The following is a 272-nucleotide window of genomic DNA, read 5'->3' as shown; positions in this document are numbered from 1 at the left end:
AATGCCGCTTGCCCGTGGGGTCTGCAACTGAGGTTGGCGCCGACTTCAACTTTGTTGAGGTTGATGCCCAAGGTGGACAGCAAGCCGTTTACCAGCGGGTCGACAATTGGGCTAAGGACAGTGCCGATGACGTTGCCCAGCGTGCTATTCAAATCGTTAAGCAGCGTTGCGCTGGTCGCCAATAACCCGCCCAGCAGATTGAACCCCGTGGGCTTGTAAACCTGGAATTTCAGCCCTGTTTGCAAAGCCTGACCGAGGGACGTCACCAGGCT

1 protein-coding gene is annotated in these 272 nt (G+C 56.6%); it reads right to left on the bottom strand.

Going from position 1 to position 272, the window contains the following annotated elements; all coding sequences use genetic code 11:
* Window positions 1-272: hypothetical protein (locus H6A60_RS13145; RefSeq protein WP_205105310.1), on the bottom strand; the 272-nt coding region annotated here is incomplete at both ends.

It is taken from the genome of Sutterella massiliensis (assembly GCF_016899755.1).
GTDB classification, from domain to species: Bacteria; Pseudomonadota; Gammaproteobacteria; order Burkholderiales; family Burkholderiaceae_F; genus Sutterella; species Sutterella massiliensis.
The sequence above is the reverse complement of the archived record's forward strand: the minus strand, read 5'-3'. Positions and strand labels throughout refer to the sequence as shown.